The sequence below is a fragment of the Maribacter polysiphoniae genome, assembly GCF_003148665.1.
Taxonomy (GTDB): Bacteria; Bacteroidota; Bacteroidia; order Flavobacteriales; family Flavobacteriaceae; genus Maribacter_A; species Maribacter_A polysiphoniae.
This window is the reverse complement of the sequence record NZ_QGGQ01000002.1, coordinates 526,122-550,445: the sequence shown is the minus strand read 5'-3', so window position 1 is coordinate 550,445 and position 24,324 is coordinate 526,122. Positions and strand designations below refer to the sequence as shown.

Annotated in this window: 18 protein-coding genes, 1 other RNA gene and 1 pseudogene; 16 read left to right on the top strand and 4 right to left on the bottom strand. The window is 39.4% G+C overall.

Translation table 11 applies throughout. From position 1 onward, the window contains the following. The first annotated feature begins 56 nt into the window (after positions 1-56). Both LX92_RS06685 and LX92_RS22890 read left to right on the top strand, forming a co-directional pair. Positions 57-263 carry a YgaP family membrane protein gene (locus tag LX92_RS06685; RefSeq protein ID WP_109649499.1) on the top strand — a complete coding sequence of 69 codons (207 nt, stop codon included), beginning with the start codon at positions 57-59 and terminating at the stop codon, positions 261-263. A gap of 108 nt (positions 264-371) precedes the next feature. Then, positions 372-503 (top strand): hypothetical protein, encoded by a 132-nt coding sequence (locus LX92_RS22890; RefSeq protein WP_262509837.1) that lies wholly within the window; start codon positions 372-374, stop codon positions 501-503. Between the two features lie 452 nt (positions 504-955). On the opposite strand, the gene LX92_RS06675 is transcribed toward LX92_RS22890, so the two are convergent. Continuing rightward, positions 956-2,329 carry an exonuclease domain-containing protein gene (locus tag LX92_RS06675; RefSeq protein ID WP_109649497.1) on the bottom strand — a complete coding sequence of 458 codons (1,374 nt, stop codon included), beginning with the start codon at positions 2,327-2,329 and terminating at the stop codon, positions 956-958. A 250-nt stretch (positions 2,330-2,579) separates the two neighbouring features. Between LX92_RS06675 and LX92_RS06670 the strand changes: the two genes are divergently transcribed. From LX92_RS06670 to LX92_RS06610, 12 genes are all read left to right on the top strand, one after another. Next, complete coding sequence (locus tag LX92_RS06670) at positions 2,580-4,670, top strand: alpha-L-fucosidase (protein ID WP_109649496.1); 2,091 nt, start codon at positions 2,580-2,582, stop codon at positions 4,668-4,670. A gap of 370 nt (positions 4,671-5,040) precedes the next feature. Continuing rightward, positions 5,041-6,636 (top strand): fibronectin type III domain-containing protein, encoded by a 1,596-nt coding sequence (locus tag LX92_RS06660; RefSeq protein WP_223308267.1) that lies wholly within the window; start codon positions 5,041-5,043, stop codon positions 6,634-6,636. Then, a complete protein-coding gene (locus tag LX92_RS06655; RefSeq protein ID WP_109649494.1) occupies positions 6,633-7,718 on the top strand; it encodes an alkaline phosphatase family protein in 1,086 nt (361 codons plus the stop codon). The genes LX92_RS06660 and LX92_RS06655 overlap by 4 nt, the downstream gene beginning before the upstream one ends. A gap of 495 nt (positions 7,719-8,213) precedes the next feature. Then, positions 8,214-8,624 carry a response regulator gene (locus LX92_RS06650; protein WP_109649493.1) on the top strand — a complete coding sequence of 137 codons (411 nt, stop codon included), beginning with the start codon at positions 8,214-8,216 and terminating at the stop codon, positions 8,622-8,624. A 266-nt stretch (positions 8,625-8,890) separates the two neighbouring features. Continuing rightward, entirely contained in the window at positions 8,891-10,771 is a 1,881-nt protein-coding gene (locus tag LX92_RS06645; RefSeq protein WP_109649492.1) for a tetratricopeptide repeat-containing sensor histidine kinase, read from the top strand. A gap of 2 nt (positions 10,772-10,773) precedes the next feature. Then, positions 10,774-11,394 carry a response regulator transcription factor gene (locus LX92_RS06640; RefSeq protein ID WP_109649491.1) on the top strand — a complete coding sequence of 207 codons (621 nt, stop codon included), beginning with the start codon at positions 10,774-10,776 and terminating at the stop codon, positions 11,392-11,394. A gap of 139 nt (positions 11,395-11,533) precedes the next feature. Further along, a complete protein-coding gene (locus tag LX92_RS06635; RefSeq protein WP_109649490.1) occupies positions 11,534-13,339 on the top strand; it encodes a hypothetical protein in 1,806 nt (601 codons plus the stop codon). Positions 13,340-13,372: 33 nt separating this feature from the next. Then, entirely contained in the window at positions 13,373-14,002 is a 630-nt protein-coding gene (locus LX92_RS06630; protein ID WP_109649489.1) for a hypothetical protein, read from the top strand. A gap of 27 nt (positions 14,003-14,029) precedes the next feature. Continuing rightward, positions 14,030-14,593 (top strand): NADPH-dependent FMN reductase, encoded by a 564-nt coding sequence (locus LX92_RS06625; protein ID WP_109649488.1) that lies wholly within the window; start codon positions 14,030-14,032, stop codon positions 14,591-14,593. Positions 14,594-14,688: 95 nt separating this feature from the next. Then, positions 14,689-15,360, top strand: a complete 672-nt coding sequence (locus LX92_RS06620) for an outer membrane beta-barrel protein (RefSeq protein WP_109649487.1) — start codon at positions 14,689-14,691, stop codon at positions 15,358-15,360. Between the two features lie 4 nt (positions 15,361-15,364). Beyond that, complete coding sequence (locus tag LX92_RS06615) at positions 15,365-17,311, top strand: hypothetical protein (RefSeq protein ID WP_109649486.1); 1,947 nt, start codon at positions 15,365-15,367, stop codon at positions 17,309-17,311. Positions 17,312-17,411: 100 nt separating this feature from the next. Further along, positions 17,412-18,602 (top strand): leucine-rich repeat domain-containing protein, encoded by a 1,191-nt coding sequence (locus LX92_RS06610; RefSeq protein ID WP_109649485.1) that lies wholly within the window; start codon positions 17,412-17,414, stop codon positions 18,600-18,602. A 504-nt stretch (positions 18,603-19,106) separates the two neighbouring features. Here the strand turns inward: LX92_RS06610 and ssrA are convergent. Next, positions 19,107-19,505: a transfer-messenger RNA gene (ssrA, locus tag LX92_RS06605) on the bottom strand. A 504-nt stretch (positions 19,506-20,009) separates the two neighbouring features. Here ssrA and LX92_RS06595 point away from each other — a divergent pair. Next, positions 20,010-21,215 (top strand): NAD(P)-dependent oxidoreductase, encoded by a 1,206-nt coding sequence (locus tag LX92_RS06595; RefSeq protein ID WP_109649483.1) that lies wholly within the window; start codon positions 20,010-20,012, stop codon positions 21,213-21,215. A gap of 66 nt (positions 21,216-21,281) precedes the next feature. Here the strand turns inward: LX92_RS06595 and LX92_RS06590 are convergent. After that, positions 21,282-21,374 (bottom strand): annotated as a pseudogene (locus LX92_RS06590) (inner membrane CreD family protein); the annotation flags it as partial. A gap of 217 nt (positions 21,375-21,591) precedes the next feature. Here LX92_RS06590 and LX92_RS06585 point away from each other — a divergent pair. Next, positions 21,592-22,059 (top strand): hypothetical protein, encoded by a 468-nt coding sequence (locus LX92_RS06585; RefSeq protein ID WP_109649482.1) that lies wholly within the window; start codon positions 21,592-21,594, stop codon positions 22,057-22,059. Positions 22,060-22,261: 202 nt separating this feature from the next. Here the strand turns inward: LX92_RS06585 and LX92_RS06580 are convergent, their stop codons facing one another. After that, positions 22,262-24,223 (bottom strand): DUF3857 domain-containing protein, encoded by a 1,962-nt coding sequence (locus LX92_RS06580; RefSeq protein ID WP_109649481.1) that lies wholly within the window; start codon positions 24,221-24,223, stop codon positions 22,262-22,264. Positions 24,224-24,324: the final 101 nt, after the last annotated feature.

Genomic DNA, 24,324 nt, shown 5'->3' with positions numbered 1-24,324 from the left:
TTGGTATCTGTGGTCGTGTTGGCCATAGAATATGCAGTAACTTTTAATTGAGTAGTATGAAAAAGAATATGGGAGGTATCGACAAGATGGTTCGGGTAATTTTGGCCCTAATAGCAGGACTTTTGGTTTATTTTGGGGTGGTTGATGGTACCATATCCTATATTTTGTTGGCGCTTGCCTCGGTTTTTGTGCTGACAAGCTTGGTGGGCTTCTGTCCATTGTACGGTATTTTCGGCGTAGATACGTGCCATAGAAAAAAGTAATCTTCGGTTTTTTCGGAAGTGTTCCATTTGTATATAGCTGATTTTTGTCATATTTTGTATCGCTATTGACTGTTATATTTACAACATCTTGATTTAAAACAGAAGAGTATGGCATTAATACTACCCTTGGTAAACTGGAGTAACGGAATCATCATGATCGGCGTTTTTGGCGCCGTGGTAATAGGTTTGGTCGTTACACTCTTGATATTCATGAATAGTGGAAAAAAGGACGAAAACTAAGATTTTGTCTGTATTTGTGAATCCTGGATAGCTTTTTCCCCTAAGTGTTTTTTGATGGATGTATAGTGCATCCTGCATCCTTATTTTCTTTGGTTTTAGGTAATTTATATTGCGCTAATATATTTTTATTGGCTATATTGATTGCTGTAATACACTTGTAATGATAAAAAATTTTATTGAGCGCATCGGTGTTATGAACTTCGTAATGCTGCTCGTCGTTCTATCAATAATCATAGTTTCGGAGATAATCTTTCTTACTGGGGATAAGTTGGATGCTATTTTCATTGCTTTTTGGGCTCCAACTATTTTGGGCTTCATGAACTATCTTAAATATAAAAAGTAATGGAGTTCATCCTTATTTACTCTATTATCGTTACTATCTTTTTTGTGATATGGATTCTATTTATCATCCGTATGTACAACAAATTGGACGATTAGATGCTGCAGTACTACTAAGTAGTCGGCAATACCTGTAGTTTTTGTGGATTTCTGGTAAGGTATGATTTAACGATACGTTCGCTTTCCAAGGTGCTTTTTTGGGGAATTAAAAAAGCTTCCAAATCCTCGGTAGTGGCGATTTGGATGTCCTTGTCCACAAATCCATACCCCGCATAAATCCCATTTTTGATCATCACGAAGGCATTTTCATCAAAATTCCGGCCTTTCTCCAAAATAAATAGGCTTTCCTCTGTATTGCGTGCATAGGTTATGGCTTCTTCCACCTTACTATTGTAGTCCTTTACGCTTTCCTCCCCACTACAAATTCCATCGCATTTTTTGATGCGATAGTGGGAACACGTATCCACGTTTTCCTGCAAATGACAGAATTTGGCGCATAGTGAAAAGGTTTTGCATAACTCCTCCAGGTACAAGCGACAGTCCGTTGTGTTGTAAAAAATGGCAATAGGGTTAGGGGCCAGTTTAATTTTGTTGAAAGCCAAATGAAGAATGCCATTGCGATCCTCGTAGGTAAATATGCCATACCGTTGTATATTTCTTTTTTGTGAACGGTTGTAGTCTGGGTAATGGTGTTTTATAGCGGCCGATTCCATCAAAAGGGCAACAAGGTCACTTCCTGCGAGTTCATGGTCAATATCGGCCGTTTCGGTACACATTTGTATTTCTTTGGTTGCCTTATCGTAGAAATGGCTTAAAACCCGTTTTTTAATGTTTATGGCCTTACCGATATAAATGATCTTTCCTTTGGCATTTTTAAAATAATAAATACCCGGTGCATTGGGTAAATCATCATAAATGCTTTTAGGCAGTGCCGGAGGAAGGGTGGTCTCCTGTGATCGGGCATTCAGAAATGTTTTGAAAACGGCTTCCGCCCCATCGGTCCGCAATAATTTTTGAAACAGAAGGGTAGTGGCATGGGCATCACCCCTGGCCCTATGCCTGTCGGTCAAGGGAATATGTAATGCGGAACAAAGTTTGCCAAGACTGTACGAATTGTATCCTGGAATAAGTTTTCGTGATAATCGTACCGTGCATAGCTTTTTGCGCACAAAATCCAGTCCAAGGGAATTGAATTCATTTTTTATCACATTGTAGTCGAATCCCACACTGTGGGCCACGAATATGGTCTCTTCCGTTATTTCTAATATCTTATCGGCAATCTCGACCAATTTAGGTGCATTGCGGACCATATCATTGTCAATGCCCGTTAACCCCGTAATGAAATACGGAATTTCACATTCGGGATTGACCAATGAGGTAAATTCATCCACTATTTTATATCCATCATATTTAAAAATGGAGATTTCCGTGATTTTATTTCCTTTTATACCGTTTCCGGTGGTCTCTATATCGACTATGGTGTACAAGTATTGCTCAAATTATAATGGGACTTTAAAGTTATGGCAAAGTTTTTAATCGGGTAGTGTTCCTTATCGTTTTTGGGATTTCTTTATACACTTAAAGGACACTGGAATTGGATTATGGACTTTTATAAGTGTAAAATTCACATTAATTTATTACATTGAAATCATAATGGTTCCTTCCCTAGGTTTTTGAAAGGTGGATTTGCGTGGGAGAAATACGTAGGGGTGGATTATACATGATATTTAGGGGGATATGGTAAAATTTAGAATATTGGTTTTGTTGCTTATGGTCTGTGTTCAGGCCTGTAATGAAATAGAATCACCTGAACCCATAAGACCTACACCTTCGGAACGGCAATTGGCATGGCATGGCTTGGAATATTATGCCTTTGTTCATTTCAACATGAATACCTTCACGAATATGGAGTGGGGTACTGGGGGGGAATCCCCACAGCAGTTCAATCCAACGGAATTGGATACCCGACAATGGGCCAAAGTGGTAAAGGATGCGGGCATGAAGGGCATCATCCTTACGGCCAAACACCATGATGGTTTTTGTCTTTGGCCAACCAAGACTACCGAGCACTCCGTTAAGAATTCACCTTGGAAAGAAGGTAAGGGCGATGTGCTCAAGGATCTTTCGGAAGCCTGTAAGGAATACGGACTTAAATTTGGGGTATATCTTTCCCCTTGGGATAGAAACCATGCCGCATACGGCCAGTTGGAATATATTGATGTATTCCATGAACAACTTCGGGAACTGTTGACCAATTACGGAGAGGTCTTTGAAGTTTGGTTCGATGGGGCCAATGGGGGGTCAGGATATTATGGCGGCGCCAATGAGACCCGTAAGGTCGACAATAAAACCTATTACGCATGGGATAAGACTGTTGCCATTGTACGTGAATTGCAACCCAATGCGGTAATTTTCAGTGATGGAGGTCCAGATGTGCGCTGGGTGGGCAATGAACAAGGTTGGGCCGAGGAAACCAATTGGAGCATCATGCGCAGGGATGGGATGTACCCGGGTTGGCCCCGCTATATGGAATTGCGTTCTGGCCATGAGGATGGTACACATTGGTTGCCTGCTGAAGCCGATGTTTCCATGCGTCCAGGGTGGTACTATCATCCTGCCGAGGATCATCAGGTAAAGACCTTACCCCAGTTATTGGATATCTATTATAATTCCGTGGGAAGAAACACCTCCCTGCTATTGAACCTACCGGTTGATAAACGTGGATTGGTTCATGAAAGGGAAGTTGAGGTCTTAATGGATTTTCGAAGGCGATTGGACTTGGAATTTGGTACCGAACTTGCCCAAGGGATCAAGGTGACGGCCACCGATGAACGGGGTGATAAAGCCGAGTATAAAGCTGCCAATGTAAATGATGGTGATCCAGAGACCTATTGGGCGACTAATGATGGGGTTACAAGAGCTTCGGTTATTTTGGAATTCGATGCCCCCACCAAAGTGAACCGCATCCTATTGCAAGAGTATATTCCCTTGGGCCAGCGCGTAAAGAATTTTATCGTATCGGCCGAAATCGATGGCAAATGGCACGAAATCGATGGGCAGACGACCATAGGTAACAAACGCATTCTCAGGTTCAAAACCGTTGAGGCGGATAAGATCAAGGTACAGATTATGGATGCAAAAGGGCCAATAGCCCTTTCGAACATTGCATTGTACAGGGCTCCCAATTTATTGACCACCCCGGTTATTAAAAGATCTCGGGAAGGTATGGTGAGTCTTACGGTTCCTGATGAGGAGGTTGAGATTTATTATACCTTGGATGGGAGGGAACCTACAACCTCCTCAAAGAAATACAAAAAACCATTTCGGGTAAGCCAACCCACCCTGGTCAAGTATTTTGCCTATGATGCCAAAACAAATGCCAGGACCGAAGTGTCTATGAAGGAGTACGATATTGCAAAATCGAATTGGAATATCGTATATACGACCACGGGGAATATGTTCGAGGCGGATAAAGCCTTCGATGATGACCCGATTACCTATTGGGCAACGGATGAAGGGGTATCGACCATACAGGAAGTGATTATTGACCTAGGCAGGATTTATGATCTAAAAGGGTTTACCTATTGGCCCATGCAAGAACGTTATCCTTTTGGTATCATTACCAACTTTGAGTTTTATGTGAGTCCCGACAATAGAAGTTGGAAAAGGGTTGTTCGCGGTAAATTCCCGAATATTGTCAACCATCGCGTAGAACAAAAAGTGAAGTTCAAACCTTCCCGGGCAAGATATATCAAATTAAGGGGGATTAAAGTCGCTGGGGAAGACTACCAGACGTCTTTTGCCGAGGTTGGGGTGCTTACAAAGTAGTCTATTCCTTTATTTGGGTTCCGTTCTTTTTCTTCATTTTATGTTCTTTTCGTGGGGTTGATTTTTGTTTGACAAGACAATCCAAATCATTGCGATCATTTCATAGGATTAGCCAGGAACTACATCTCCTACCCAATGGATGTATCCCATTTCGGAATGCAATAATAATACGGTGCATGTAGCTGCCAACCATTGAAATACAGTTTGGGACAGGAAATCATAAGATTCGTGAAATTCCGTGGTGGTTGGAAGAATGATTTTTTTAATTTAGAAGCATAAACAATGGTCGGTCGGGCTAAATTGTCCCAGCCGGCAAACATATACTAAAATTGGGTTCGTTTTGGCCCATGGGATTAATTAAAAGGAAATAATGGGAACAAGAGGTATTTTTAGTTTTATGGGTATAATCACCAGCGTATTTTGTTTGGCACAGGGCAACGATGCTGAATTTTTAGTGCAGCCTTATCTGCAGGATGCTGGCCCCGACAAAATGACGATCATGTGGGAAACCTCCAAAGGAGAGGAAAGTCTGGTGGAATGGGGAGCATCACCCAAGTTGGGTAAAAAGCAAACCGGTATTTCATTCGATGTGAATTTTACCGATGCACGCATCCATGAAGTCAAAATTACCGGCTTAAAACGATTTACCGAATACTATTATAGGGTGCGTACGGGGAAGTTGGTCTCTGATGTTTTCCAGTTTAAGACCCCGCCCTTTGCCAGTGACCATCAATCCTTTAATATGTTGGCCATGAGTGATATGCAAAAAGATCGCCAGAATCCCGATAAATTCAGTGAGATCGTCAATGAGGGTATTATTCCATACTTGAATAAGGAATACGGCAATTCGGTACCTGATAATCTGGCATTGGTAATGATACCAGGTGATTTGGTTGACCGAGGCTCTACCTATGAACAATGGCAGGATGATTTTTTCGGTCCGGCCCAAAAACTGTTAGCGGAAGTACCGGTTTATCCGGTCTTGGGGAATCATGAACGCAATTCCACCTTTTATTTTAAGTATTTCAGCCTTCCAAAGAATGGAACACCGGCCTATGCGGAACATTGGTGGTATAAGGATTATGGCAATACACGTATCATCGGATTGAATTCGAATGATGGTTATCGCGATATAGGGTTGCAATATGAATGGCTTGAAAAAGTGTTGGCGGAAACAGCCCAGAATGAAGATATCGATTTTGTGTTTGCACAGTTGCACCATCCACATAAATCCGAATTATGGATTCCCGGGGAAGAGGAATCCACGGGTAAGGTGGTTAAGATGTTGGAGGATTTCACCACAGCGACAGGAAAGCCCAGTATTCACTTTTTTGGGCATACCCATGGTTACTCCCGTGGTCAATCCAAAGACCATAAACATTTATGGGTCAATGTGGCTTCGGCTGGTGGGGCCATTGATAATTGGGGTGAATTTGAAGGTAGGGACTATGATGAATTTTCTGTGACCCAGGATGAATATGGTTTTGTGATGGTAGAGGTTGATGGCAGCAAGGAACATCCGAAATTTACCCTTAAAAGAATAAGTAGGGGTAACGAAAATGTATTTCGGGAAAATGAACAGACCGATGAGATTACCATCTACGCAAAAGACCATCTGCCGGAAACGCCTACATTGGTCGCTCCCATTGATTTGGAAGTCCCCATCACAGGGGCCTTATTAAAGGCAGGTCCCTTCAAGAGTACGTTTATGGGGGCCTATCATGCCGCTTCGCATTGGCAAGTATCCACTACCGCTGATTTTACGGCCTTGGTTTTCGATAGTTGGAAACAATCTGAAAATTGGTATTATTTGGAAGATCGACAAAAAGGGGATGACCTAACCGATGAGCCTACCAATAGACTGAAACCAAATACGATCTATTTTTGGCGGGTGAGATACCGTGACCAGCATTTGAATTGGAGCAAATGGTCGAAATCGGCAACTTTTAAAACAAATATGAAATGAAGAATAAATTAGTTTTCGCTTATCTATTCCTGCAATTGGGTTTACTGGGGTTACATGCCCAAAAGGATAATACCAAAGTAGTGCTGATCACCTTGGATGGTTTTCGTTGGCAGGAACTGTTTACCGGGGCCGATGCATCATTGATCTCCAATAAAACCTATGTACATGATACCACGGGCTTAAAGACAAAATTCTGGAGGGAAACAGCCGAACAACGCAGGGAGGCATTGCTACCATTTGTATGGACCCAAATCGTTGACCAAGGTCAAATTCATGGGAATAGGGCCTTGGGTAGTAAGGTGGATCTGACCAATACAATGTGGTTTTCCTTTCCGGGGTATAATGAAATATTGACGGGTAAGGCCGATGATATCCGAATAACAAGTAATAAAAAGATCAATAACCCGAATACCACCTTTTTGGAAATCGCCAATAACGATGGGCGATATAAAGGAAAGGTAGCTGCTTTTGGTAGTTGGGATGTGTTTCCGTTCATTATTAATGAAGAGCGGTCGGGTGTACCGGTAAATGCAGGTTTTGAATTGGCCAAAGGGGACGATCTTACCGAAAGGGAACAATTCCTGAATGAATTGCAACCTAGTGTTCCGAGTCCATGGAGTTCTGTTCGCTTAGATGCCTTTACCCATCATTATGCGATGGAGGAAATGAAGAAAAATCATCCTGAACTCTTATACATAGCCTATGGGGAGACCGATGATTTTGCCCACGATGGGGACTATGAAGCCTATTTGAATTCAGCCCATACCACGGATGCCTTTATAAAAAAGGTTTGGGAATTCACACAGCAAGATCCTTTTTATAAGGATAACACATTGTTTATTGTCACGACGGATCATGGGCGTGGCACCATGCCTTTGAAAACCTGGAAAAGCCATGGGGATGAGATTAATGGCTCAGGTAGTGTTTGGATGATTCTTTTTGGGAAGGGTGTTTCCGATAAAGGGGAGGTTGCCCATGAAGAACAATTGTTTAGCAATCAGATAGCCCCTACCATTTTAAAAACATTGGATTTGAAGGTGCCTACAGGGGACATGCCCGGAAAGGTATTGAAATTGAACTAACCTTGACTCTGGTCAATAAAGTATTATGGTATTTGAGGAAACGGAAAAGGAAATAACGTTTGCATGCTCCAAACGTCAAAGGGATAAATCCATTACGAAATAAGCCCTTAAATCGACCTTAGCTAGTATTCTCCGATACTTTAACCAATAAAGACATATCAAAAACGCCACCTTTTGGGGGCGTTTTGTGTTTTTATAGAGGTGTGTAGGGTACGTGGTGGTTGTATTTAGTCAAAAAGCAGGCTTTGTTGTTGGAATTAAAGGGGTTAGCGTAAAAAAATCAGCACTGGTATTTAATTTTATGTTACATTTGCCAAAAAGCGAAATAAATAAGAAAAATACTACAATTTAAAATTATAGACTTACCACAATAGGAACTTCCAAATCTTTTGTAATGCTTAAAAGGATGTTGAAGGTTGAATATTAGCGACCTTCCCCCATCGCCATAATTAGTTCACAATTGATTTGTACGGACCTTTTACACTTTTTAAGGTTATGAAAATTGATACAATATGCATTATAGATGATGATCCCATTTTTGTTTACGGAACAAAGGTTTTATTAAACTACAACTGTAGTTTTTGTACCTCGGTTATTGTACATGAGGATGGGCAAGAGGCCATGGAGAACCTTACATCAATGATCAACAGGGGAGAGAAATTACCCGATGTTATTTTCTTGGATTTGAATATGCCCATTATGGATGGATGGGAATTCTTGGATGAATTTGTGAAATTACCCCTCGAAAATATTCCAAGGATCTATATAGTGAGTTCATCAATAGATAGTCGGGACATTGAAAAGGCACATACCTATGATATTGTAAAGGACTTTATTGTGAAACCCTTGTCAGACGCCGTTCTTAGTGATCTGTTCAAGACCATAGAACAGGAGGACGTTGCCTAACCGCACGACAAATTATTCACTTCCTTTTTCCGAGTTCCAAAGGAAAGCCTATTGGTGCCTTGGAAACTTAAAAGAGGGTTCACGGCATTTATGATGGGATAAAGGCGGGTATGTGATGATCTACCCTGGAGGACAGCCGTCTTTGGTACTTTTTGAAGCCTAAGTTTCTATATGCATTGCTTAGGAAACCCTTATAAAAAATCGAATTTCAAAACAATTTGTATTTTCATGGAAAAATAGTAGTGAATAAACTCTTTAAAATATTAATGCTATTTGCTTTTGTTCTTTTTAGCATTTGTAACGTATGCTCACAAGGGACTGAAATCGATAGTCTAAAGAACTTGTTGAAAAAACAAGGGAAAGATAGTACTAGGGTAAACCTTAACTATCAATTAAGTACGGCATATAGGAATGAGCCGGATTCTTCTTTAGAGTATATTCATAAAGGTATAGATTTAAGTACATATTTAAAATTAGATAAAAAAGAACACCAAGGGCTTAATTTATTAGCCATGTATTGGTTTGATAGAGGGAACACTAAAAAATCCATGGAAGTAATAACAATTGCATTAGACTTTATAGATAAGGCAAGTGATTTAGAAAAAACAAAAACCTTGGACAATTATGGATTGATACTGCATAGTTTATCTCGACATGATGAAGCAGCTGAAGCACATTTAAAAGCATTGGCTGTATCAGAAAAAAACGGAAATAGTTATCGTGCTGTAGTTTCTCTCAGCAACTTAGGGAATATATATAGATACTTGGACGAAAAAAATAAAGCTTTGGAATTTTATAACAAAGCTTTAGCGATTAGCTTAAAGAACAACTATAAAAATTATATAGCTAATAGTTACGGCAATTTGGGTATTGTTTATCGAGCTAATAATGAACCCGAAAAAGCCCTTGAAGTCTATAAAAAATCTATAGAAATGCACCGAGAAATGGGTGAAAAATTTCATGTAGCTATAGGTTTAATGAATCTGGGAATACTTTATGAATCTTTAGAAAAATATGAAGATGCTAAAAAGTGTCAATTGGAATCCAAAAAAATCAGTAGTCAAATAAAAGATGACATTGGAGTTGTACTTACGTTAAATAATTTGGCGGTTCTTGAGGCGAAAACAAACCAATATAAAAAAGCAATATCCCTGTTAGATTCGGCAAAGGCCAGAGCAGAAAAAATTGATTATAAAGATGCTTATAAACATATTTATTTGGCTTATGCCGAAACCTATTCTAGAATGGGAAATTATAAAGCTGCATATGAGAACAGGACATATTTCGAAAAATGGAAGGATAGTATTTCAAATGAAAACTATCTTAAAAATATAAGCGAGTTGGAAGCAAAATACGAAACCGAAAAAAAGGAGAAGGAAATAGCGACCCTTTCAGAGCAAAAATTAAAAAACGAAACCCTTATAAAAGAACAAAGGCAACAGGTGAAATGGCTTGGCGCTACTGCCATGGGGGTCGTTGCTATGTCAGTGCTCGTTTTCTTATTGTTTAAACAGCGTACGAAAAACAAAAGACAAAATGAGCTGATCGATGCGATTTCAGAAACACAGAACATGGAAAGAAAACGTATTGCCCAAGATCTTCACGATAGTATTGGAGGTTCTTTGGCGTTGATAAAAAATAAATTGGAAGTCGCTTCGGACAAAGAGAATATTTCCAAACAGGACCTTTTGGGAACCATTGAAACAGTTTCGAAAACCAGTGATAAGGTAAGGCGTATTTCACATAACCTAATGCCGAGCGAACTTATTAAGTTCGGATTGGTCTCTGGTATTCAATCGATCTTGGACCAAATAGATAAAGATCACATCAACGCCCAATTATACGCCCATAATATGGAGCAAAGAATTGATCCTACCAAAGAAATACAATTATATAGGATTACCCAAGAAGTGATACAGAATGTACTGAAACATGCCCAAGCCAAAAACCTGACCATTTATTTGAACAAGTATGCCAAACATGTAAGCTTAATGTTGGAAGATGATGGTAAGGGTTATGATCATGCCAGTAATGGAGGTATGGGAATCAGTAATATCAAGAATCGTATAGAACAGTTAAAGGGTACGCTTGATATTGATTCCTCACAAGGAAGGGGAACAACGTTTAATATACAAATACCGGTATAACAATGATCAACCTACTTATTGCCGACGACCACAGGATGTTCAGGGAAGGCCTTATTTCCTTGTTGAAGGAAGAAAAGGACATCCACATCATGGGAGAAGCTTCTACGGGTAAGGAAATTTTGGAACTTCTGGATGATCGACTTCCGGATATTCTTTTGTTGGATATAGAAATGCCCGATATGGATGGTTTTGAGGTATTGAGAACCTTGAAAAAACGGGGATTTAATATTAAGGTGTTGGCACTCACCATGCACAAAACGGCTGAATTCATTAAAAATATAATTAAGGCCGGGGCAGATGGTTACTTGCAAAAAGATACGGGCAAGGAAACGCTGATCCAAGCAATTGCCCAGTTGCATGAAAAGGGAAGTTATTATACCCCCGAAGTGGCTACCTTAATGTTGGATGATTTAAGGGGGCTGAACCAGAACTCCAATATATCTCCTCGTGAAAAGGAAGTCGTTCAGCTTATTGTAGCAGGGAACACTACCAAAGAGATTGCCGAAAAACTGTTTTTAAGTAAACATACCATCGAATCGCATCGACAGAATATATTATCAAAATTACATCTTAAAAATAGTGCGGAATTGGTGCGATATGCCATTCAAAAAGGATGGGCTTAGGCGCAAACCTGTAATATTAGTATCCGCTTTTTTCGTTTTAGTAGTTTTCAGCCATTTTTAGGATTGGCTGGTTGTAAGTACAAATAGCCAAGGTTTTTTTTTGAAATTTGTTTCATAACTGTTCCCAAATCAATCTGTTATGAAGAAACAAAAAATCACTATCCTGATAGGTGTATTCATTTTAGCATGGTCATGTTCACATGATGATAGCCCCAATGCACCAAAAAAGAACGATCCAAAGGTCGATCCAATTAATAACGAATGCGAATGCAATGATGGTATAGACAATGACGGTGACGGACTTGTGGATTGGTCCAACGATCTAGGTTGTACCGGAATCGATGATTGTACCGAGGGCGGACTTGCCACAGGAAGTCTCGAAAATGGTTGGACCGTTATAGAACCGGCTTCTGATACCCGTATCTATTATGTTAGCTCCTCGGAAGGGAATGATCAAAATGATGGTGAAAGTCCCGTCACCCCAAAAAAAACAATTGCCTCGGCTATGGCCTTGGCCAGGGACCATTCATCCGATTGGGTCTTGTTGAAAAGAGGGGATGTTTTTAACGAAAGTTTGGTCATAAAATCGGGTGCTTTGATCAATGAACCTTTTGTTGTAGCCAGTTATGGTGATAGTAAAGAAAGGCCGTTGCTTAAAACCGGAGGAAACCCGGGCATACCTCAAGTGCTTAGCTTCCAAAACATCATTGTTTCAGGGATAGCTTTTTATGCCCATACGCGCAATCCGCAAACAAATGAATTTGTTTCTTATTCAGGTAGTCCGGGTTTTTACTTTTTTAGGAAGGCGGATAACCCCGGGAATAATTTGACTATTGAGGATTGCGCTTTTGATTTTTATGAGAACAATATTGTTCAAGGGGAACAACCTCCGCAGAACATTAGCATCCGTAGAAATATAATTACTAATAACTATTCGGATAATGCCCATAGTCAGGGAATTTATATGGCTTTTTGCGAGTCGGTACTGATAGAGGGAAATGTCTTTGATCACAATGGTTGGTTGGTACAGGCCATTCCCCCTTTTAATAATGCAGAAGCAGGGGGGCAGGCCACCTTTTTTAATCATAATTTTTATGGTACTAGTTTGCACAATGCCACTTTTAAGGGGAATTTTTTCTCAAGGGGATCAAGTATTGGAACCAAGTTCACTGCCGATAACGGACCAGGAAGTGCTTCTGCAATCACTTTGGAAGACAATCTGTATGTCGATGGTGAAATAGGGATTAGCATGGGAGGAAATGATCCAATTGCCTCATACCGTTTCAAGGATATTGGTATCGTGAATAATGTCATGCTCAATATAGGAAGATCTAAACCTACCACAAGGGGTTTGGCTTGGTATCTCGACATCGATGATTGGGATACCGGAAATGTACAAAACAACCTGTTCTTGAATCAGCCCGATGCACAGATCGGCAATACCTTCGCTATCCGTGTTTCGGGGGTGTCTAAGGATGTTACTATTCAGGATAATACCATATACAACCTAAGGTCTGGACTACCTTTATTGGGGTCCATTGATAGCAATAGCGATAAATCCAATATTCTTTTCAAAAAGAACACCGTTGTCGCCTCTAACTTCAATGCGGTTTTAATGGGGTTTCCCACAAACGTAAGCAATTATACGTTTTCGCAGAATAGCTATTATAGTTTTTTAACAACGGATAAATGGTTTCAAATAGGTACAACTTATGCAAGTTTAGCCACTTGGGAAAATCTTACCAATGATGGTGCTTCCAGTACACTTCCCGCATTTAATTCCCCAGATAGGACACTTGAGGTATATCAAACTTCGGTGGGGGGATCGGCAAGTATCGACGGGTTTATGACGGCCATAATGAAACAATCAAAATTCAATTGGAATACCGATTATGATGTGCCTACCATAAACACTTGGTTTAGGGAAGGATTCAAAGTAAACTGATTTTAAAATAACACCAAATAAAAACGAAAACAAATGAATACGATTACATTGACCTATTATTGTAAAAGCCCGGGAACCCGAAAAAAAAGAAAGCATTACCCATTCTTTTTGGTAATGGCTTTTGTAACCGGATTTTTCGCTATAGTACTGTTTCTTATGTTGTTGATGTCGGCTACCTCACCAGTACAGGATAACGTATATGTAAACGATGTTCGGGTTCCTCAGAAAACATTGAATCAACTTTCGTCATATTACAATATTAAGGTGGTCAGCGGTAGTTATTGGTACGATAAATATACAGGGGCTTGGGGCCTAAAAGGAGGTCCGGGATTAGGTTTCGTCTTGCCTAATATGCCATTTAATGGCACACTTAAAGCCAATGCCTCAAACGGCAATACAAATGTATTTGTAAACAATAGGGAGCTCCATTGGAAAGACGTTGCCTATTTACAACAATTCTTTAAGGTTATACCAGGGAGATACTGGGTAGATGCACAAGGCAATGGTGGTTACGAAGGGCAATACGCTTCTTTTAATCTTTATCAATTAGCAAAACAATCGGGCACTTCTTTTTATCGGAACAGCTACACAGGCATAGGTAGTGGTAGCAGTGGCGGTACCTCTTATGTTATAGGAAAAGACTTTAGTGTAATTGTTGATTAACCAACATCTAGTTAAACAAAAAGAAAGATGAAAAAACAAAAGGTAAAAGTTTTAGGGATTTCTGGTAGTACAAAATCAATATCTTCAAGTCTATCAATCTTAGAATTTATTAAAGAAAAATATCATGATAGCATCGAATTATGTATTTATGATAAAATAAGCGATTTACCACACTTTAACCCTGAATTAGAAGAACAGCTTCCAAGTTCTGTATGTGAATTGAGGGAACTAATCAAAAAATCAGAGGGTATCCTTTTTTGTACACCCGAATATGTTTTTAGTCTTCCAGGATGTCTAAAAAATGTAATTGAATGGAATGTTTCAACCACACTATTTTCCAGTAAACCTGTAGCAATGATTGTTGCTGCATCATCTGGAGAAAAGGCATTTGAATCTCTAGACCTTGTTTTAACAACAGTAGAAACAATTCTTCCTGAAAATTCGAAATTACTAATTCAAGGAGTGAAAGGAAAAATCAATAAAAATGGAAAACTAACTGACAATGAAATTGTATTAAAATTAGATAAAGTAATAACATCTTTAATAAATACAATAGACGATGAAAACAGAAATCCAACAAAATACAAATAAGTTAAAAAGTCAATCATAAACAAGGCTAGTTCTCACATTGATATTACTGAGTAAATACAAGGACAATCACTAAAAAAAATATTAAAAAAACATAAATGAATACTATAAAAACATTGGGCATGCTACTTTTATTCTCATGTAGCACTTTGCTCCACGCACAATCTATAGAGGTTGCACTCAACCTACAACCAGGTTTATCTCGTGGAGCTATTGATAATGCTGTTTATGATAACACAACAATCCCTGTTTCTTTTGCATTTCGTGGTGGATTGGAAGCGACTTATTTCTTTGACGCTACTTGGGGAGCAAGATTAGGAGTAAATTGGCTAACTACACGTTATCACGAAGTTGGAGTTTTTTCTAATTCGCCAGAAGAAGAAACTGTTGAAACAACCACAGTAAAATACGCTATTCCAATTTATTATTTGTCTGTGCCTGTGCAAGCGGTTTATAAACTGTCTTCAAAAAATATAGGCATTAATCTTATGGCAGGTATGCAATACCATTTCTATTTAGGTAGTAAAGACAATGATTTGTACAAAGCACAGCAATATCCTTGGTATAATAAAGGATATATATCTAGTAACCTAGGTGTGGAATTCAGTAAACCATTTACTGATAAATTAATTGTTTCTGTAGGGTTAACAGCAGATATTCCATTGTCTAACTTCTTGAAAACTAATGATGGTGTCGTACAGCTAAACAATAAAAACCGCTTATGGCAAGTATTTATGCCTTTAAAATTGACCTACCAGTTTAAAAAATAATAATATGAAAAATTTAAAAATATTACTGCTATTTTTTGTGGTCATTTCGTTATTCTCAGCGTGTATACCAACAAACCCTGAATTATTAGAAGTTGAAAACAATTTTGCAGAAAGAAATCGTCAATGGCTAATCAATAACAGCCCCTTTTTTTTAGTGCAGTTTCTTACAGAAGAACCTGATGGAATATTTTCGAAGTACCATGTTGGTCGTGGATACATTACTGGGTCAAATTATACAACACCTGCTTTTCAATGGTTTCCTAATGAAACTAATTTTGCTGATTCTTACACGTTATCCATTTCTTTTTTAGAGGATAATACTTTAGAGTTAAAGGAGTGTAGAGATGATATATTATACACAGAAACTATCCCTTGGAATATGGGTGAAGGCATCGTAAGTCATACTGTATCTAACAATAAAAGATACGATGGCTATTGCATTCCTACAATAGAATTAAACGAAAGTTCTAATTTGTATTTTATACAAAAGGTAATGGAGTATGAAGAAGCAAATATTTTAGAATTAAATGGATTATATGGCTTTATGGTAAGACATCCAGAAGGGGGAACAACACTTAGCAAAAGTAGAGGAAGCAAATATCTTTCTCAACTAGAAGTGAAATATCATTTCGGAGAGCCATTTGCTGTTCCAGTACCTAACAGCTATGAGAATTCAGATATCGAACTTGGTGATTTTCAACGTAAACGTTATAGATTCGGTGTTATTTCTGCAAACAATCCTGTTTTTTTAGATTTACCTCTCGATACCAGAGCAAAATTTACGTATTGTGCAAACATAGACCCTTGCGACACCTTAAACTGCGCAAACGGCACCCAACAAACAGCCGATAATGGAGATTGTTTCTGTAATTGCGAACCTGGTTTTACAGGCTCTAATTGCGACCAACCGGTTTCAAACCTACCCGTAAATATGCAGTTACTCGCTGGTGATGGCACACAAGGCAATGCCAATGGTACCTTTGGGCAGCTTAACTATCCGCAAGCCGTAGCCACTTCAACAGATGGTACCGTAGTATATATTGCCGATAGTGGTTCAAAATCCATACGCATGGTAAATCCAGTAAATAAAGAAGTTACCACGCTTTTAGGAGGCAATGCCGAAGGCTATCAAGATGGTGCGTATGCTACTGCTCGCTTTAGTAGTTTTGGAGATATTGCTTTAGATGATGCAGGAAATATTTACATTTCAGATTCAGGCAACCACATCATACGTAAAATTGCCGACGGACAAGTAACTACCTATGCAGGTATAGGCGGTTCAGGAGGATTTATTGATGGTGATGCAAGTGTTGCGCAATTTAGGTATCCTACAGGTTTGCTTATCCGTAATAATATAATGTATGTTGCAGATACGGAAAATGGTAGTATTCGTGCCATTGCTATGAATGATGACCCTAGTTTACGAACCGTGAGTACCTATGCAGGTAACGGAACTATCAACTTTGTGGATGGAGCTAATGCTAGTGCTTCTTTTTTAGGACCAAGAGACATAGCTTACGACCCAACTAACGACCGATTATTAATAACAGATACTAATCCCGCTGGTACTGGTTTTGTTCGTGCTGTAACAAGCACACAAACAACTACATTAACGGTTGATTTACCCGGTTCTCAAGTTTTAAATTACTCAGCAGGAATAGCTGTAGATGACCTAGCAAACGATGGTAGCTTTTACCTAACCGACAGAAGTAACCATGTTTTATATCATCTTTCAGATGTTGGAGGCGTTTTTGCAGGTTCACTGGTAACGGCAGGTCAATATCAGACTACTGGGAATATTGGTGGCGCACCAGGAGAGTCCCGTTTAAATTTCCCTAATCTTTTACATATTGGTAAATCTTTAAATAGTAATAATCAGATAGAAACACGCCTGTATATTACCAATGTATTAGGGCAAAGTGTTTGGTATATTACTATTCGCGTAGAATAATAAATAATCACTGATTTATAATAGCCCTGCCAAGTTATTTAAGTAAGCTTTTGATTGTGTCAACACCTTGCAGGTTTTTGTATAATCGAGAATAATAAAAATGAGAAATATATACTTGACAAATTATATTACACCTAAACATGTCTTCAGATTACTGTGCTTAATAGTGGTTTTAGTTAGCTTTGGTTGCAGTAAAGGGGATGACCCAATACCCGAAAAAAGTTCTGAAAAGAAAATTACCAGCTTTGTGTTTCTATTGACCAATAACCCAATCGATGTCAATGTGGTTGCAACTATAGATGAAGTAAGTAAAACCATTTCAGCAACCATGCCACGAGGGACTAATATTAAAGGTCTGTTGCCAGAAATAAAAATATCTAAACAAGCGACCATTGATTTTGATACGGCACGGGATTTTACAGATCCGGTAGATTATACGATTACAGCCGAAGATGGTAGTAAGGCCGTATATACGGTGAATATATCTGCACCTTTAAGTCAAAAACAGGTTTTGCAGGCTATTTTAGATGCCAACCCCGGGAATACCTTAGGTTGGGATATGGATAATGCTGTTGATTTAGGTAACCTGGATGGGGTTAGTACAGATAATGGGAGTGTGGTAGAGCTTTATATCCATTCAAAAAATATCAGTGTTTTGCCCAAGGAAATCGGGGAGTTGGTAAGTCTCGATCTTTTGGTAATTAAAGGAAACCAACTTTCTACTTTACCGCCAGAAATAGGAAAGTTGGTTAATTTGAGCAATTTGAACCTTTCTTCCAATCAAATAGCTTCGCTCCCAACAGAAATAGGGCAGTTGGAGAATCTTGAATACTTGAACTTGTTTGGTAACGAACTTACCAATCTTCCTACTGCAATAGGTCGGTTAAAACGTTTGAGTCAATTGGATTTGAGAGAAAATGAACTGGATACAATATTATCTGTACTTGGGCAATTGAATAATCTTGAATTATTATTTGCCGATGGAAATCGACTTATTACACTACCGCCGGAAATAGGACAAATGAGCAACATGGTATCAATGAGCTTCGACAGTAATAATATTGTTTCCGTGCCACCCGAAATCGGGCAATTAACAAACCTTGAGTCCTTATCTTTAGAGGATAATGCCATACTTGAAATCCCCAAGGAAATGGGGTTGATGACTAATTTACTTTATTTGAACCTATGGAATAATCCATTGTGGAATGTACCACAGAGTGTTTGTGATCTACAATCGGGAAATGGGGGTGTTCTATTCTTAAGGACAAATATTGGTGTTGGGTGCAATTAATACCCTACTTCGTTTAACGAAATACTGGAATAAAGACTATTCGAAGCCAAGGCGCGGGCTGGTGCGCTGGCTTTCGACGACCGCAGGCGTAATGAAACCGACGTTAGGAGGTTCACGAATACCGATAAATAATCAATACAAAGAATAATGAGTAAAAAAAGCTACCCATAAGGTAGCTTTTTAGAGTGGAGCCGGAGACGGCCGAGTGTAAAGAAAAGGTCTAGTAGACCTTTTTAACGAAGGAGCGAGCTGGTGTGCAGGCGTTCGACGACCGTAGGCGTAATGAAACCGACGTTAGGAGGTTCACGAATACCGATAAGAAATCAATACAAAGAATAATGAGTAAAAAAAACCACCCATAAGGTAGCTTTTTAGAGTGGAGCCGGAGACGGCCGAGTGTAAAGAAAAGGTCTAGTAGACCTTTTTAACGAAGGCGCGAGCTGGCGCATTGGCCTTCGACTCCCGTAGGCGTAACGCAAAAAACCACCCATAAGGTGGTTTTTGGAGTGGAGCCGGAGGGAGTCGAACCCTCGTCCAAACAAGCAATTACAAAGCTTTCTACATGTTTAGTTTCCAATTGGTTTTCGATATGTACCTGACCGGAAACAGCCTAATACATACTTAGCTTCTTAAGATTTTGGTGATGGTACCAAAGCGAATACCACCCTTATATCGACATTTATGGTGCTCCGGATTGAATCGCCGTCGACAGAGGCTATTCAGGAACATCTCGCTTCCCTACCTAGTAGGGACGAGGCTAATCCTACTATAATTCAGATTAAGCGGCAAGAGCGTAATTATTTTCGCCAATTAAAAGTGTGGAAAATGAGATTAACGAGCTGTATCCCAGCGCTCGACATGCTTACATTGCCATTGGTCTCGCTGTCAAAACCAGTCGGCCCCTTCAATGAGATAGGCTCGCTTTGCGGGCCGTTATCGAATTGAATCCTGACTGAGCCTTTAGGCGAACGTCAGGATCAAATACATTCCTGAAATAACGTCAGGATTGGATTTTCTCATCTTTTTTTTCAATGAACTTATTTCTGTTCCCTTTTCAAGGAACTTTTCTGTTTCCTTTTCAAGAAACCTTTTTCGGTTCCCTTTTCAAGGAATCTTTTTCTGTCCCCTTTCAAGGAACCTTTTTCGGTTCCCCCTTCAAGGAACTTAAACAGCTTTGAGTACCTCGTTTTCAAATGGTGAATCGAGATTATCTGGGCGTTCCCTTCAATACCTACAAGGTTTTGAAAACCTTGCAGGTATTCAGGTCGGGCTTTCGGGAGTACACGGTACTCACCTCAATCCCTAACGCGGCCTGCAAAGATAACATTTATCTGGCAATGCCCGAAAAATTTGCGTACCCATACTATTCCGCTTAATTTAGAACAAAATTTATACCAATTACGATATATGAGAATAGGAATCATTCGAGAACGTAAAAATCCACCAGATAGGCGCGTAGTACTGTCGCCAGAGGCCTGTCAAAAAGTCCTTTCCCGCTATCGGGAGGCGCAAATCGTGGTAGAACCTTCCCCTATTCGGGTCTTTACCGATGCCGAATATCTGGATGCCGGTATTCAAGTAGCTTCCAAAATGGAAGATTGTGACGTTCTTTTGGGGGTAAAGGAAGTGCCTATTAAAAATCTTATCGCAAATAAGAAGTATTTTTTCTTTTCCCATACCATTAAAAAGCAGCCATACAACAGAAACTTGTTACGGGCCATACTTGACAAGAATATTGAAATGTACGACCATGAGGTCATTACCAATAATAAGGGAGTACGCTTGGTTGCCTTTGGAAGGTATGCAGGAATTGTAGGGGCCTATAATGGTTTTCGTGCCTATGGTTTAAGAAACAACTTGTATAAGATGCCGAAAGCCGATCAGCTGAAAGACCAGAAGGCCTTGATCGATGAACTGGGCAAATTGTCCTTACCCAATATAAAGGTGTTGCTCACCGGTAGGGGTAGGGTTGGTAACGGGGCCCGGGAAATGCTCGATGGTATGGGCTTGCGAAAAGTCAATGTCCATGAATATTTGGAGGAGGATTTTAAGGAACCGGTATATTGTCAAATTGATGCATCGGAATACAATAAGCGCAAAGATGGTGTACGGGGTAATAAAGCCGATTTTTTTACAAATCCCGGAGAGTATAGATCGAATTTCTTTCGCTTCGCTAAAGTAACCGATTTTTATATTGCCGGTCATTTTCACGGACAGGGGGCTCCTTATCTTTTTACAAGGGATGATGCCAAACAACCGGAGTTCAAGATAAACACGGTGGCTGATATCAGTTGTGATATTGATGGACCGGTAGCTAGTACCCTGCGGGCTTCCACGATTGAAGACCCTATTTATGGTTATGACCCCCAATCGGAATCGGAAACCGATTTCAGGAATGGAAATGCCATAGCGGTTATGGCAGTGGACAACCTGCCTGCTGAACTCCCGAGGGACGCTAGTGGTGGTTTTGGGGAGGCCTTTGTAAGACACGTGATTCCCGCCCTTTTCAATAAGGATAAGGATGGGGTTCTCGAACGTGCCCGAATGACTCAAAACGGAAAATTGACCGAACGATATGCCTATTTACAGGACTATGTTGATGGGAAGGAGTGATTTGTTGTTATACAATAAAAAAAACCGCTAATACGTATGGATTAGCGGTTTTTTTATGGGATGGGATCATTGATTGGACCAATCAATTTTCTTAGAGGAGAACATGACGATTCCCAAGATGATGAACAGGCCTATGCTTCCTACCAAGAGGGCGTAATTTATTCAAATACAACAAACAACAATTTATCTATCGCTGATTACCGTGAACGTTTTATACTCCCGCCCATGGATGGCACCTGTTGTATATTGAAGTTTCGTATAGGGGCATATTACAGAATGAAGGGGGTACATGTAGGGTTGTGAAATACGGAAATCAAGAACATCCATACTTTTAGATGGGGTTTTACGTTAATTACAAAATGTTAAATCCTTGATCATGAAAAAAATAGTATTGCTTTTACTGTTAACTGCGGTTACCCTAGGTTGTTCCAAAGACAATGATAATGACTCGGAGGGCATTAAGGATGAAGTATTGACGGGTACTGTACAGGGAAAGCCATTTACCTTCAAAGGAGGGAAAGCCTTTAATACGACTACTTTTGATGATGAACCTGGCATTAGTCTCAATATTACGAATGTCATAGCCGATTGTGATGATTCGATTTTTGATTTTGAATTAAGAATAAGCGCAGTTGTCCCCAATAGGGTAGGTGTTTTCAAGGATATAAATATCGTTGACCAAGATGGGGATGACATACCTTTCAATAATATCGATAATACTGTGGAAATTATTGCATTGAGTGCCACGGAAGTCAAAGGAAAAATGAAATTGAACCGGGCAGCAAGCTCCATTGCGGAAGAAAGTGTTTTTGAGGGCTCTTTTACACTGCCCATCTGTGAATAGGGGCTATGGAAAGCGAAAATTCAGATAAATCGTCTTTTACCGTTTATTTCCATTTAATGTGAACAGGGTACAGTGGCTATTTTTTTCAGTGGCCGGCAACTAATTTATCCAACCTTCATCCTTCTACAATTGGAGGAAACCATGGTCCAGTGAGTCAGAATCCTTGTATTTTTTTCGGAAGGAATCCAAACAATACCAAGCACTATATTTTTTTAAATATCAATAGTGAATTGTTCTGGACATCGGTAACATATTTGAAGACCTCTTTTAAACCGTCATAATTCTCTGCAGGGATATGTGTGTCGTTTAATGCTAGTTCAAAGGTTATGAGTACATTCTTCTCCGTGCCTTTACTTTGGAATTTCATCTCTACGATTTCATCGCCCATTTGTATAACTTGTGGTTTGGGTAGTTCATGCACGACATAGCCTTCGGGCACATCAACAATCATGAAAAATTTATATTTCCTAGGATATCCAAAATCTACAGGGTAGGTGCGCTTTTCCAGTGTGAAAGGATTTTCTTTGAAAAAACGGATCAGAAACGGATTGAGGTAAACCATATCCCCGTTCAAGGCATTTTGTATCTCAAATTCAAAACGTTCGATTGTTTTTGTGTCTTCTTGAAGTTCTTTTTTTCTTTGGTACGATAATATTGAAAAATCACCTTCTATGTTTTCCTCAAAATGGGCAAGATAATCTTCATCACTTTGGGAGTTTATTTCTTCCCTGACATTAATTGCGTTATATCCTAAATTGGTAATGTCCAACATACCGGATGCATTGTTGTTTTCAAGGTTGAATTGCAGATGCATGCGCACTTGGTGCAAATTGTTTTTTTCGGGCTCAATATCATACCAGTAACTCTCGTTCTTGAAATCCATTACCCTTCCGTAATAATTTAGTGCCCTATAGGGTAACATGCCAAAAGCGACATATTTATCGGTGGCATCCAATAGGTAAGTCTTTCCGTTTACATCTAGTTTCCCAATACAGTAGTTAAAATCACTCATTACGGGGTGCGTTTTTTTGGGAAGTCCGATTTCACGGGTAGATAGCAACATTAAATTGGTCTTTAGGCCAGCCGCATTCAAAAGATTGATGAGGGACATGTTTATTTCTGATACGTTTCCCTTACCTTCCTCAAAGGCCTCTTTGACACGGGATTTTCCGTAAATCCCGAACTTTTCGTTCCAAGTGAAATGGTCTTGAACAAAGGCAAAAATGTTCTTTGCACGAACCAATTCATTTTCTTCGGTCAATAAAGATTCGGGTACATGGTTCTCGAAAAAGCCTTTTTTAGTCAGTTGCCTGCCTATATTTTTGTCTGACCTAAATTCTTTGTCAACATCTTCCCAGCTTTTAGTGTATTTATCGGTGGTGCCATCCAAACCTCTATATTCGGAGAGTTCAAAATCAATACGTGAAATATAGTTCGATGAAGCCAACATATATTCCTCCGCAATCTTAAAGGCGGGAATATCTTTCATCGCATATTTTACGATTTCACAATCGGCACTACTGTATCCATCAATATGGAAACAGTTTTTTTTGACCTTGGAATCGTTGGTGTCCAGTTTTAAGTTTCCCGTCAAGGCTCGATTATAGAGGTAATTGCCAGGTATTTTAGCATTGAATTCGCTGTATATTTTCGGTATGTCCGATTGAAAATCCCAACCCTTGAAATTATAGATAAAGGGAGATATTAATTTGTATCGATATTCTAAAATGCTCCCTTTTTTCAGTTTAGGGAAAGTAAAGCTGCATTCGCTCTTGAACTCATGCACATCCTTGGTGTAAATATGACTGGATTGTAATCTTGTTTGACTGAGTCCATTGTGGGTAATCGCCTTCAGTTCTTCGAGTTTTTCTGAAGATTTTTCCGTTCTTCTTAACGGAATGGAAATATCTGCTTGGTCATAACCTTTTTCATTGAGGATTTTGATTTTCACATGGTACTCCTTTACCACTTTTATTGAACGGTTAATGACTTCAAAATAATTGTCACCCCGCTCATAAAGGACTACAGCATTGGCCGTAGGGTCTTTTGGGTAGGTGGTCATCGCGATTTCTTCCGGAGTGACTTTTCCGAAAGTATCGGGCTGTTGGGATTGGAGAAGGGCTATTGAAAATAAAAATAGTAGTAAGGTGTACCGAATTTGCATATCGATGGTTTTGCTATAATCGATAACTATATTTGGCCTCGATTATTGTAAATTTTGGTCAATTATCGAAAACTTTGCCATCAGTTTACGCAGTATGTTAC